The sequence below is a fragment of the Rhodococcus sp. G6(2025) genome (assembly GCF_058628105.1).
On record NZ_CP179750.1, the window covers coordinates 1,703,524 to 1,716,660 of the forward strand.

Sequence of the window (13,137 nt, forward strand, 5' to 3'; positions counted from 1 at the left end):
CCTCGGTGCACTACCGAGGTCCCCTTCGCACCGGACTACGTGGCGTCCGGCTCCTTACGTCTAGCGCTCGTCGTACCTGCGCGGATCTTGCACGGGAATCTCTTCCGTCTTGTCCGTGGTCCAGTCGTGCTGCTCGGTGGGAGCCTCCGACTTGTCCAGGTCGACGTGGCGGCCACCGTCGCTCGGCGGGTAGTCGTCGCCGGCGGTGTGCGCGGGCTGCCTGCCCTTGCCGCCGCGCAGACCCAGGACGAGTCCCGCGATCAGTGCGATGACACCGAGGATGCCGGCGATGATCGGCACGGTGCGACCGAACGTGCTGATCTTGTCCATGCCGTCCTTGGCCTGCTGGACCTGGTATTCGATGGTCTGCTCGTTGAACGGCAGTTCCACCTTCAGGACGTCGATCTCCGGCTTGTCCTTGTTGCGGGCGTAGTACTGGTGCAGCTGCTCCTGGCCCTTGACGACGACACCGGTCTCGGGCTCGACCCACAGGTCGCGCACGTTGGTGTACCAGCGGGTCATCGTGACGGGGAGGGTGCCACCGGGGACGCCCCACGCCTCGGCGGGCAGCGTCAGCTTGTTGGTGGGCGAGCTGACCACCTTCGACAAGTCGACCGGTTCGATCGTCTGGTTGTAGTGGTACACCTTCAGGCCGTTGATCTCCGTCTCCTCGACGAAGTTGATGTCCTGGGTGGCGCGCGCGTTCAGGTCGAAGTAGGGGTAGCTCTGCTTCTCCGAGTTGAACGGGAACTTGTACTGCAGTCCGTCGCGCGGAACTTCCTCGGCAGGCTGGTTGGGCTGCGTCTGGATGGTGCCCACCGGGTCGTTGGTCGGCATCGACGTCTTGCGGTCGACGGTGTTGCGGTCGACGATCGCGGACAGCAGTCCGGTGTCGCCCTGCTTGTCGGTGCGACGCAGCGTCTGCCCCGCCTGGAGAGTGACGACGTCCGCGTCCGCGGGGTCTTCGGTGGTGACGTAGCGCTGTGACACCAGTGGAACGTTCGTGTTGACTTCGGCCTTGCCTGCGAGAAGAGCCTGCGAGTTGAGCACGCTGCCGGAACCTTCGGCGATCGTGGTCACTTCGAGGTCCAAGGGCGTCTTCTCCAATTTGCCCACCGTGTAGGTGGGAATGAGAATGGCGACGGCCAAGAGGAAGGCACCGAGGCCCACCAGAATGCAAGCAAGTATCCGGCTCGGCCCTGAGCGCTCCGCCATGCTTTCTCTCCTAACCCAATTCTGTCGATTGAGATTCCCCCACCGGCAGCACGGCTGCACGGATCGCATGGAGCCCACATCGACACCACGTGAGGCAAAACACTAACAGTCTCGAATGCGCATTTGCCCCATCGGATAGTAAACGCATCGGCCGTTCGCCAGCGAAGTGACTCGAACGGAGTTTTCCGTCACAGCCCCCGGACCAGGCACACTGTTGGTGATGAGCACCTCGGCCACCACCACGAGCACGACCGCACCGCCGCGCAGTTTCATTCCCGCACTCGAGGGAATGCGCGGTCTCGCGGCGCTGGGGGTGCTCGTGACGCACGTCGCGTTCCAGACCGGTGCGACGCACGTGCCCGTTCTCGGGCGCATCTGGGGACGATTCGATCTGGCGGTGGCGGTCTTCTTCGCGCTGTCCGGATTCCTGTTGTGGCGCAGCCATGCCGGGGCGGCGCGGGGGATGGGCCCCGCCCAGGGAATCGTCCGGTACTGGATCTCGCGGGCGACGCGCATCCTGCCCGCGTACTGGGTCGCCGTGGCGGTGGTGTTGACGTTCCTGCCCACCGCGAACGCGAGTTACCGCACGTGGTGGGCGAATCTCGGTCTCGTGCAGGTGTTCGTGCCCCTTACGCTCACCGACGGTTTGACCCAGATGTGGAGTCTGTCGGTGGAGGTGGCCTTCTACCTGGTGCTTCCGCTGCTGGCGTTCGCGCTGGTCCGGTTGCGGGGTCCGGCTGCGCGGCTGCGGGTTCCGGCGATTCTCGCGTTGATCGCGGTGAGTCTGACGTGGGCATTCGTGCCGGTGTCGACGCCGGGTGGCATTCATCACGACAACTGGCTGCCGGGGTACCTGCCCTGGTTCGGAGCGGGGATGTTGCTGGCCGAGCTGGCGGTGAGTCCGCCCGGGCGAATGCACCGCTGGGCGCATCATCGCGTCCGGATGTTTCTCGTCGCCGCAGTGGCATTCGCGCTCACCGCGACCGATCTGGCCGGCCCGGAGGGGCTGGTGCGTCCCGATCCGTGGCAGTACGCCGTCAAGATGGCGCTCGGCGCCGTCATCAGCTTCGCGCTGATGGCCCCGCTGGTGCTGTCCGACACGTCCACCCACCGCTACCTCGCGAGTCCGCTCGCTCTCGCAGTGGGCCGCTGGTCGTACGGCATCTTCATCTGGCACCTCGCGGTGCTGTCGATCGTCTTTCCGGTGTTCGGGCTCGTTCCGTTCACCGGCCACTTCGTCTACATCCTGTTCCTCACGACCGTGATGAGCGTCGCGGTCGCGTCGGCCAGTTACGCGTTGGTGGAGGAACCTGCTCGCCGCGCCGTCAAGCGCTGGGAGGCGCGCGCCAGGAGCACGGACCGTCCGAGCGGCAGCACCGCCAGCCCGGTGGCGACGAGCGCCAGCAGCAGCGGGAACTGAACGAGGAACGAGTGCCCCACGTACCCGCCGGGTGCGCGCCACGGGCCGGTGGAGAGCATCGCCATGCCGAGCATCGTCGACGCTCCGGCGACCCCCACCAGCACGCGCGCGGTGGTGGCGGTTCCGCGTAGCCGGACGAGGGTGACGGCCAGCAGCGTCACCACGACCGTCGTCGCCGCGCCGACGGGACCACCGATCACGGTGGCGGCAGCGAGGATTCCCAGCCACCCGACCGTCGCGCTGCCCCAGGTCCGCGGTGCCGGGCCGGGATCGCGCTCGCGTGCGCGGCGCGGCCACAGTGCGGCGGCGATCAGCGGAATCAGCAGGAGTAGACCGCCGAAGATCCCCAGGCGGTACCAGTGGTCGGTGGGGAAGTCGAGGGTCACCGTCCCCTCGGTTCCCGCGGGCAGGATCCACCCCTGCTGCCAGCCGTCCACGACGATCGGTGTCAGTTCGCTGCCGTCCGGTGCGGTGGCCACCCAGCCGACGTTGGTGCTCTCGGGGACGACGACGACGCGCTCGGCGTCCGAGCGGGGCACCGTGAGTTCCCGGTGGTTCTCCGTCCATGCGGTGGCCGACACCTGCTCGGTCGGAACGGCCTGGGCCTGCGGTCCGGCGTCGAGGCGGAGACTGTCGACGAAGAACGCCGACCCCGGGTCGACGGTCACGTCCTGGGATCCGGCTCCCAGCGGGACGGGGCCGGGGGTGTCACAGAGGGTTGCGGGAACCGGGTCACCGGAGAGCACTTGCCCGACGGTTGCCGTGACGCTCGTGCGCACCGGCTGCCCGCCGATCGTCACGACCGGCCCCTCCTCGCAGGGCACCGTCACCGGGCGGGCGCCGGCGTCGTCGGCCGGACCCGAACCGGGCAGCAGGACGCCGTCCTCGCCCAGCACCCCGACCTCGGCGAGGCCCGCCGGCTGCAGCTGGGCGAAACCCAGCGCGTTCTGATCGAGGGTGCTCTTCCAGGACACGAGGCTGAGCACTATCCGGTCGGTCACCCGGGGTTCGACCGTCACGGTCCCGTCGTCCTCGTCCTCGTCGACGTCGCGCACCTGCGGTCCGTTCCCGAGGTCGACGGCGACCCGGTCGGGGGCGGCGGGCACGGCGCCCGCGCTGGGCGTCAGTTGCAGGCCGGTGACCAGCGTGGGTTGGGGAAGGTCGATCGTGAGGGTCGGTTTCGCGCCCTTGCCGCTGGTGGTGTCCTGCTTCGCCGACCAGCTGGTACGCGGATCGTTGTCGGTGGCGGCGAACGCCGACCCACGAAGGTCGGTGATGTTGCTGGTCCCATGGGCGGACGGCGAATCCCGTTGAGTGAGAATCTCTTCCAGTGGTGCGCCATGCCGTGCCCGCAGCACGAGCTGCGGCGTGACCGCGGTGGGTTCGGGCACCGACAACGTTCTCTCGAACGTGCCGACCTCCTCGGGCGGCAGGACGAAGGCGTTACTGCACCGCACGCGGTCCGGGGACTCGGCGCACGAGTTGCGGCCGGGGAGTTCCTGGCTGAGATCCCAACCCGAGACGGACGCACCCTGAGGGGTGGAAGGCAACACGGTCCGGTACCGGATCGGCACGGTGACCGGGGCGTCACGCTGGGAGAAGTCCTCGACCGACACCTCGCTGATGCCGAACTGCGTTCCCGCGGAACCGTTCTCGGTTCGGGTCGCGGTGATCCGCACCCACGGGGTGACACCGCCGGGAACGGACACGGCGATCGGTTTGCCCGGGGCATCCACCTTCACGGCCGTGCTGCCGTTGGGGGTCGACACCTCCATCCAGCGGACGGGGGCGCCGATCGCCGCCGGGCTGGTCGTGATGTGCAGCAGAGAACTCGTGAGTGGGGTGTCGAAGTCGATCTGGAGCCACTGGCCCAGCGCCCGCTCGATGCCGTTGCTGAACCAGCCCGTCGCCGGGTCACCGTCGACGGTCGCGGCGGCGCTGCTGGCCGGGGAGGTGCCGCCGAGTTGCGTGGCGTCGGACGCCGCACTCGACACGCTCAGCGTCGCGCCCTCCCACTGCCCCTCCACCAGCGGGGTGTCCGCCACCGGATAGTCGGGGACGAGATTGAACGTGCGGCGGGCGTCGTCCGGGGTGCGCAGTGCCGAACTGTGATTGTCGACCTGGCCGTAATCGGTTTCCCGGTTCCGGGGCGTGTCCGTGACGGTGACGTCGTCGACCGGCAGTCCGGCGCGCGTCGCGTCCGCGGCCAGCAATACCGGTCCGGCTCCGGGCAGGGCGCCGTTCTCCCGCAGGCGTTGCAGCGATTCCGGACCGCCCTGCACCCGGGGGATGCCGTCGAGGTTCGCGGTGTACGGCCCGCTCGTCGTCGGCGAACCGTCCGGCATCGACACCTCGAAGATCTCGATCGCCGGGTACCGGGGACGCAGGTCGCTGTCGATCACCAGGCCTTCGACGTCGCCGGGACCGATGTCCTCGCCGAATTCCGCGACCTGCGTGAATCCGGGCGAGCCGGTAACGGCCTGGTGCGCGAGCAGTGGGCGCGTCGACCGCGACGTCTCGGGGTCGAGGTCGTTGCGGAGGACGAGGTAATGGATGCCCTGGCCGAGCAGGGTCTGCGCCATGCCATCCGACGGGCGGCCGTCCGTGATCAGCCGCTGGATCGAGTCCATGGCCCGGATGGTGCCGGGCGGGGTGAGCGGGACGGCGTCGCGGGACGCCCACGGCGTGGACGCCAGCGCCTGCATCGGCTCGTCGCGGGTGAGACCCCAGAGCTGGCTGCCGAACGGTGCGCCCGGCACCACGAGCGCACGCTCCGCGTCGGAACCGTCGGGGCTCGTGCCCCCGGCGTTGTCCTCCAGCCACGAGGCGGCCTGCTGCCAGTAGTCGGGGACCTCGGAATACGTGCCCCGCGGTGCGAGCTTGCCCGTCCACGCCAGCGACGTCGCCAGGGTGAGGGCGACCAGCACCAGGCTCGTCACCGCGACCATCGGTTCGCGCTCGGGGTGCGCGAACGCGCTGCGCCACCGCGCGACCGGCACGGACCCGGGCAGCGGCACCTTCGCCAGCAGGTGCGCCAGCCCGAGCACGAGGGGCAGTCGGACGAGCGGCTCGAGTTTGTGGACGTTCCGGAGGGGTGCCCCGGTGGAATCGAGGAACAGTCGCACCTGCTCGGCGAACGGGGAGCTTAGTTCGCCGATGTACCCGGCCGCGAGTCCGGCGACACCGACGAACAGGATCAGGGTGAGGCGACCGCGGGCCGGCATCGACCGCATGCACAGTCCGGCGAGACCGGCGGCGGCGATCAGCCCGGTCGCCGCGACCGCGGCGGGCTGGGTGACGAGGACCGCGCCTGCGATGCGCTCGGGGGAGACGAACGGCGTCCAGCTGTCGGTGCCGCGGAGGATCTCGGCGAGGGACGTCCACTGCGTGGTCACCCCGGACGACTCGATGTAGTCGAGGAACGGCGGGCTCACTTTGCCGAGCAGTAGCAGCGGCACGATCCACCACAGCGTGGCCAGTGCCAGGAATGGGAACCACCAGGCGGTGAACACCCACCACCGACGGTTCGGCCGGTGCGCGATCCACCACAGACCTGCGACGAGACACGCGGCGACGGTCGCGACGGCGTTCACCGCACCCATCAACGCGACGGCGAGCGCCGACTGGGCCGCCAGCCGTGCAGGTGAGTGCCACCGTGTGTCCCGGGACGCTTTGTCACTCACATGGGCGAGGGCGACGACAACGGGCAGAAGGACCCACGGCGCCAGCATCATCGGGAGGGTTTCCGACGAGATCGAACCGAGGGTGGTGAGGACACGGGGGGAGAACGCGAACGCGACACCGGCGATGATGCGGGACGAACGGCTGCCGACGCCGAGCGCCTCGGCGAGACGGACGATGCCCCAGAATCCGGCGACGAGCAGCAGGGCCCACCAGATCCGCTGGGTGATCCACGGCGGGACGCTCAGGACGTCGCCGAGCGCGAAGAACGCGCCGTGCGGAAAGAAGTAGCCGTAGGCCTGGTTCTGCACCTGGCCCATGGGGGCCTGGCTGCTCCACTGATGCGCGGCCCGTTCCAGGAATCCGATCGGATTCTGGGACAGGTCGTACTTGGTGTCAGCGGCGAGCCGGCCGGGGGTTTGGAGAAACGCGAGAAGAAACGCTACGACAGAGGCGCCGAACAGCCACCGCCGTGACAGAGGCTCCGCCGAGGGCGCCATGGACGACATGGCCGCCGACTCGGGGGAAGTGCGGGAACTTGTTGAGCCGGCGCTCTCAGCGGCTGCCGTACTCAACCTGGTTCAGGAGCGAGGAATCCGCGTTGCCGCTGCGGTCGATCTCGGGACGCGTGTTGTCCTGTGCGGCTGCGGTGATGCCGAGCGTCGCCACGGTGCCGAGAGCGACACCGACCACGGCGCTGACCACACCGGGCACAAGGAACTTCCCCATCAGACATCTCCCACCGTCGTGCCATCGACGCACACGGCTACTCCCGCGTACGAATTGCTCGGGTCAAGGTATCACCCACGGGCCGCCGAACTGCTGATTGGTGCTCGTGGGCCACCGTTTCTGCAGTTCACAGGCTCTGCTGCACGCCGAGCGCCCGGAGCAGCGTGCGCAGTTTGGTGGTCGTCTCGTCGAGTTCGGACTCCGGGTCGGACTCGGCGACGATGCCCCCGCCCGCCGTCGCCAGTGCCTCGAGTCCGTCCGCGGCGATCTCGGCGCAGCGGATGGCCACCACCCAGTCGCCGTCGCCGTCGCCGTCGCACCACCCGACGGCGCCGCCGTAGAACCGCCGATCCTCCTCGGCGTCCCGGATGGTCGCGAGGGCGAGGTCGGTGGGGGTGCCGCACACCGCGGGGGTCGGGTGCAACCGGGTGGCCAGGCTCAAAGCGCTGGTCGACGCGTCGCGCAGCACGCCTTCGATGGGGGTCGCGAGATGCCACACCTCGTGCGTGCTCGTCAGAACCGGGGAGTCCGGGACGGTCAACTCGGTGCAAAGCGGCGCCAGGACCTCCCTGATCCAGGCAGTGACGAACGCGTGCTCGGCCAGGTTCTTCGTGGACTCCAGGAGGCCGCGACCTTCCTTCTCGTCGGCCTCCGGATCGGCGCGCCGCGGGGCTGTTCCGGCGAGGGGACGGCAGGTGACGCGTCGCCCGCGCCGACTGAGCAGCACCTCGGGACTGGCGCCGACGAGGCTGCGTCCGCGGAAGCCCTCGCCGGCCGCGGAGAGGTCGACGGCGAACCCGTTCGCGGTGGGATTCTGGTGAATCATTCTCGCGGCCAACGCTTCTGCGGAGATGGGAGTGTCCGAACGGAGGGTCACGCTGCGTGCGGCCACCACCTTGCCGAGGATGCCCTCGCGCAGGCGGTCGACGAGGGACCGCACCCGCACCACGTGCTCGGCGGGGTCGGGGATTTGTCGCGTGAGGCGTACGGGCGGGAGGTCGGGAACGGTGCCGGGCCGCCACGGACCGTCCGTGAACTCCCACGATTCCGGGGCGGTCAGCGCGGCAGGACGCTGGGGATCGAACGGCAGCGCTCCGACGATCAACTCGGTATCACCGTTCGCGAGGGCCGCGACAGCGGCTGCCGCGGTGTCGTACCCGTGCCGCGCACCGGACGTACGCAACGTCCGGTCGGCGCGGGAGAGAAGGAAGCCGTCCATGGTCACCCGACAGTAGTCGGGCGTCCGGACTACTTCCCGGGAGGCACGATCAGCACCGGGCGGTGACTGTGGCGCAACACGTGGTCGGCGACGCTGCTCTGCAGCAACGACCGCAGGCCGGTGGTGCCCCGAGTGCCGGTGACGATGATGTCGACCGCGAGTTCGTCGGACGTCTCGACGATGGCCGTCCAGATCGTGCTGGTGCACTCGATGCAGCGACCCTCGGTGGCGAGTCCCGCGGCCTCGGCGAGTTGGACACCCTCTTCGTTGGTGACCTTGGCGTCGGAGAACGCGACGTCCTCGGTCTCCTCGTCGGGCACCCACTCGGGTTGCATCACACCGGACAGACCTGACATGCGGGCGGCCTGACGGACCATCGGCTCCCACACCGTCACCAGCACAGCGCGATTGGAGGCGAGGAAACGACCTGCGCACTCCACCGCACGCTTGGCGTTGTCGGATCCGTCGTAGGCGATCAACATCAAACCACCGGGCACTACGACCTCCTGAGTACGGGCTTCCTCTGTGTCCAGATTACCAAGACGGGCGGCAGCGGTCGTCGATTCGGCGCCTGCCGCGGGGGTGCCGACGGCGAACTGGGCTACCGTCGAACCCATGCGGATCAAGTATGCACTCGCGCTCGCTGCCTGTACCGGCCTCGTCGCCGGATGTTCGTCGGGTGGTGGCGGGACGGTCGCGGAGTCGTCGTCGGCGACACCGTCGCCGTCCTCCGTCGAGCCGGCGTCGCACACCGGCACCGCAGCGCCCGCCGCCGCGCCGGCGTCGTGCGAGACGGAGTTCCTGCAGTCTTTGCCGTTGCGGCGCAAGCTCGCTCAGCTGCTGAACGTCGGAGTGACCGGCACGGCGGATGCGGCTCAGGTGGTCCGTGACGAGCAGATCGGCGGCATCTTCGTCGGAAGCTGGACCGACGAGTCCATGCTCGCGAACCGTGAGATTCCCCAGGTGGCGTCGGCGTCGTCGCTGCCCCTGATGGTGACGATCGACGAGGAGGGTGGGCGCGTGTCGCGCGTCGAGAACCTGCTCGGTGCCGATCCGTCCGCCCGGCAGACCGCAGCCACGATGACGGAGGAACAGACGTACCAGATGGCGCTAGAGCGCGGTCGCGGACTGAAGGACCTCGGTGTCACCGTGAACTTCGCCCCCGACGTGGACGTGAGCAGCCAGCCGGACGACAGCGTGATCGGCGACCGCTCCTACTCCGACGATCCCGCCGTGGTCACCCGCTACGCCGACGCGTATGCGCGCGGAATGCGGGACGCGGGAATCCTGCCCGTCATCAAGCACTTCCCCGGACACGGATCGGCGTCCGGCGACTCACACACCGGGGCCGTCACCACCCCGCCGCTCGAGCAGTTGCAGACGAAGGACCTCGTCCCGTTCCGGAACCTGGTGTCCACGGGTGTCGGCGTCATGCTCGGCCACCTCGAGGTGCCGGGTCTGACCGCACCCGGGATTCCCGCCAGCATCAGTCCCGACGCCGTGGCGCTGCTGCGCGGTGGCACCGGATACGGGGCGCCGCCGTTCACCGGGCCGATCTTCACCGACGACCTCAGCGGCATGCAGGCGATCACCGACCGCTACGACATCACCGTCGCCGTCGAGACCGCGCTGGAATCCGGTGTCGATGTCGCCCTGTGGCTCACCACCGACGACGTCCCGCGGGTGCTCGATCACCTCGAAAGCGTTGTGGCCTCGGGCAAGCTGCCGCAGCAGCGTGTCGACGAGGCGGTCCTGACCGTCGCGCGCGCCAAGGGCGTCATCGCCTGCTAGTGCGGAGTCCGCGACCGGGTGCTGGTATTCTTCTCGTCCGCCGGTCGGGCCCACTTTATTACCGTAGAGTAAGATAGCGGGTTCGACGATGATGGAGGACGAATGGCCGGCGGCACCAAGCGACTGCCGCGCGCAGTGCGCGAGCAGCAGATGCTCGACGCTGCTGTCGACGTCTTCTCCGACAGAGGTTTTCACGAAACGTCCATGGACGCGATCGCGGCCAAGGCGGAAATCTCGAAGCCGATGCTGTACCTCTACTACGGTTCCAAGGACGAACTGTTCGCGGCGTGCATCCAACGCGAGGGCCTGCGCTTCGTCGAAGCGCTCGCTCCGGCGGGCGATCCGGGGCTGAGCCCGCGCGAACAGCTGCGCCGGGCCCTCGAAGGGTTTCTCGGATTCGTGGGCAAGCACCGCAAGTCGTGGATGGTGCTGTACCGCCAGGCGATGGGGCAGCAGGCGTTCGTGGGGTCGGTGCAGTCGAGCCGCGACCGGCTGATCGAGCTGACCGCGCACCTGCTCGAGTCCAGCACCAAGGATCCCCAGCCTGGACAGGATTTCGAACTGATCGCCATCGCCCTCGTCGGTGCGGGTGAGGCCGTGGCCGACCGCGTCGCCGGCGGCGAGATCGAGGTCGACGCCGCCGCCGATCTGCTGGAATCCCTGGCGTGGCGCGGCCTCGCGGGCAAGAAGAAGCAGGAGTGAACGGGACGCTCGTTCGATCAGATCGAACGAGCGTCCCGTTCGTCCCCGTCAGCGCAGTGTCGCGGTGAGGTGCGGGTACCCCTTCTTCGGGTGTTTGATCGACAGATCCCAGCCGTCGCCGGTCTGATCGGCGTACACGTTCAGCGTGGTCGGCAGCAGGATCGGCTTGCCGAAGCGCACGCTGTACGTGACGGCGTCCGGGATCCGGCCCTCCACCGACCCGAGGACAGCGGCCGCACTCCACATGCCGTGCGCGATGGTCTTCGGGAATCCGAAAGCCTTGGCGCCCAACGTCGACACGTGAATCGGGTTCCGGTCACCGGACACCGCGGCGTACCTGCCGATCGTCTTCTGATCGACCCGCAGCGTCCGCAGCGGACGCGGCGGCTCCTCCTCGGCCTTCGGCTCGGGACCGGGCTGACCGGACAGCGACGTCTTCTGCTGACGCAGGAACGTCGACGTCTGCTTCCACACCAGTTCGCGTCCGACCCGGATCTCGCTGATCACGTCGATCAGGAGTCCCTTGCGGTGCTCACGCAGATTCTCCGCGTGCACCGACACGTCCAGGGGCTCGGTCACCGAGATGGGACGGAACTGTTCGATGACGTTCTCCGCGTGCACCGAACCGATGGCGGGGAAGGGGAAACCGTCGGACACCATCAGCTTCATCACGACCGGGAACACCAGCGTGAACGGGTACGTCAGCGGCAGGTGGTCGCCGAATCGCAGCCCGGTCACCCGGTCGTACACCGCCAGGTTGTCGGGGTCGACGCGCACCCCGTTCAAGACCAGCGTCGTGTCCGGGGCGCTGTGCCCGCTCGCGCCGATGACCGGCAGCGCGCTGCGCACGGCCCGGGTGTAGATGTCGAGGGTGCCCGGCTTCTCCGTGAGTTGCACGACCTTGCCGGACATCACGCCCCCAGCAGGCTCTGGCCGCAGACGCGGACGATCTGTCCGGTGACGGCGTTGGACGCGGGGCTCGCGAAGTAGGCCACGGTCTCGGCGACGTCGACGGTCTCGCCGCCCTGCAGCAGGGAGCTCATCCGACGTCCGGCCTCGCGGGTGGCGAAGGGGATCGCCGCGGTCATCGCCGTCTCGATGAAGCCCGGTGCGACGGCGTTGATCGTGATCTTCTTCGCCGCGAGCACCGGCGCGGAGGCCTGCACGAGTCCGATGACACCGGCCTTGGAGGTGCCGTAGTTGGTCTGGCCCCGGTTGCCCGCGATACCGGCGATGGAGGAGACGTCGATGACGCGGCCACCTTCCTTCAGTGCACCCTTGGCGACGAGGGCATCGGTGATGCGCTGCGGTGCAAGGAGGTTGACGCCGATCACCATGTTCCAGCGGCCTTCGTCCATGTTGGCGAGGGTCTTGTCGCGGGTGATGCCGGCGTTGTGGACGATGATGTCCGCGCCGCCGTGCCGTTCGAGGACGAACTCGGCGAGCTTGTCGGCCGCGTCGTCCGCGGTCACGTCCAGCGCGAGGGACGTGCCACCGACCTTGTTGGCGGTTTCCGACAGCGCCTCACCGGCGGCCGGAATGTCGGCGCAGATGACGTGCGCGCCGTCGCGGGAGAGGACCTCGGCGATGGTCGCGCCGATGCCGCGGGCCGCACCGGTGACGATGGCGACCTTCCCGTCGAGCGGCTTGTCCCAGTCGGCGGGTGCGACGGAATCCTCGGCGCCGACCCGGATGACCTGGCCGCTGACGAACGCGGACTTGGCCGACAGCAGGAACCGCAGCGTGGATTCGAGACCCGACAGTCCTGCGGAGGCCTTCGGCGAGACGTAGACGAGCTGAGCCGTGGCGCCGCGCTTGACCTCCTTGCCGACGCTGCGGGTGAAGCCCTCGAGCGCGCGCTGGGCGATGTGCTCGTCGACGCCGGACGTCTCCTCGGGGGTGGTGCCGATGACGACGACGCGCGCGGACGGCGCGAGGTTGCGGACGACCGGCTGGAAGAACTCGAACAACTGCTCGAGTTCGGTGACCGAACCGATGCCTGTGGCGTCGAACACCAATGCGCCGTACGTGTCGTCACCCGATCCCGCGGCGGGGTAGTCGGACAGCAGTTCGCGCAACGGCTCGACGAGACGGCCCTTGCCGCCGATCAGGACCGGGCCGGCGAGCGGCGGTTCGCCGTGCTTGTATCGCCGCAGGTTCTCGGGTCGCGGCAGTCCTGCTTTCGCGGCGATGAATGCGCCGGGTGCGGATGAGAGGAACTGGGAATAGAGGTCGGGAGCTCCCTTGCTGGCTGCCACGGTCCTACCTTCTGTCGTCGTTTGGCGGTCAGTCACCGAGCACCGAGTGAAGTGCGGTGTCGACAAGTAACTTACTCCTGAGTAAGAATAGTAGCCAACAGGTAATCGCACCAGATCCTTGG

General features: G+C 68.7%; 9 protein-coding genes and 1 pseudogene. 3 read left to right on the forward strand and 7 right to left on the reverse strand.

Annotation, left to right across the window (positions count from 1 at the left end; translation table 11 throughout):
• Nucleotides 1-60: 60 nt before the first annotated feature.
• A complete protein-coding gene (pgfA, locus tag ACLIVD_RS07840; protein ID WP_283330882.1) occupies nt 61-1,215 on the reverse strand; it encodes a cell envelope lipid trafficking protein PgfA in 1,155 nt (384 codons plus the stop codon).
• 220 nt (nt 1,216-1,435) lie between these two features.
• On the opposite strand from pgfA, the pseudogene ACLIVD_RS07845 reads away from it, so the two are divergent.
• Nucleotides 1,436-2,482: pseudogene (locus ACLIVD_RS07845) on the forward strand (acyltransferase family protein); the annotation flags it as partial.
• 23 nt (nt 2,483-2,505) lie between these two features.
• On the opposite strand, the gene ACLIVD_RS07850 reads toward ACLIVD_RS07845, so the two are convergent.
• From ACLIVD_RS07850 to ACLIVD_RS07865, 4 genes are all read right to left on the reverse strand, one after another.
• Nucleotides 2,506-6,825 carry a DUF3367 domain-containing protein gene (locus tag ACLIVD_RS07850; protein WP_491932217.1) on the reverse strand — a complete coding sequence of 1,440 codons (4,320 nt, stop codon included), beginning with the start codon at nt 6,823-6,825 and terminating at the stop codon, nt 2,506-2,508.
• A gap of 46 nt (nt 6,826-6,871) precedes the next feature.
• Entirely contained in the window at nt 6,872-7,045 is a 174-nt protein-coding gene (locus ACLIVD_RS07855) for a DUF2613 domain-containing protein (protein ID WP_005258546.1), read from the reverse strand.
• 127 nt (nt 7,046-7,172) lie between these two features.
• Nucleotides 7,173-8,264 (reverse strand): isochorismate synthase, encoded by a 1,092-nt coding sequence (locus tag ACLIVD_RS07860; RefSeq protein WP_317569993.1) that lies wholly within the window; start codon nt 8,262-8,264, stop codon nt 7,173-7,175.
• Nucleotides 8,265-8,293: 29 nt separating this feature from the next.
• Nucleotides 8,294-8,761, reverse strand: a complete 468-nt coding sequence (locus tag ACLIVD_RS07865; RefSeq protein ID WP_005243718.1) for a universal stress protein — start codon at nt 8,759-8,761, stop codon at nt 8,294-8,296.
• A 118-nt stretch (nt 8,762-8,879) separates the two neighbouring features.
• Here ACLIVD_RS07865 and ACLIVD_RS07870 point away from each other — a divergent pair, with 118 nt between their 5' ends.
• Both ACLIVD_RS07870 and ACLIVD_RS07875 read left to right on the forward strand, forming a co-directional pair.
• Entirely contained in the window at nt 8,880-10,055 is a 1,176-nt protein-coding gene (locus ACLIVD_RS07870) for a glycoside hydrolase family 3 N-terminal domain-containing protein (protein ID WP_283330885.1), read from the forward strand.
• A 102-nt stretch (nt 10,056-10,157) separates the two neighbouring features.
• The gene (locus tag ACLIVD_RS07875) at nt 10,158-10,757 is read left to right on the forward strand and encodes a TetR/AcrR family transcriptional regulator (RefSeq protein ID WP_491932218.1); all 600 of its coding nucleotides are present in this window, start codon (nt 10,158-10,160) and stop codon (nt 10,755-10,757) included.
• 48 nt (nt 10,758-10,805) lie between these two features.
• On the opposite strand, the gene ACLIVD_RS07880 is transcribed toward ACLIVD_RS07875, so the two are convergent.
• Entirely contained in the window at nt 10,806-11,669 is an 864-nt protein-coding gene (locus tag ACLIVD_RS07880) for a MaoC/PaaZ C-terminal domain-containing protein (RefSeq protein ID WP_491932219.1), read from the reverse strand.
• A complete protein-coding gene (locus tag ACLIVD_RS07885) occupies nt 11,669-13,015 on the reverse strand; it encodes a 3-oxoacyl-ACP reductase (RefSeq protein ID WP_283351629.1) in 1,347 nt (448 codons plus the stop codon). The genes ACLIVD_RS07880 and ACLIVD_RS07885 overlap by 1 nt, the downstream gene beginning before the upstream one ends.
• Nucleotides 13,016-13,137 lie beyond the last annotated feature (122 nt).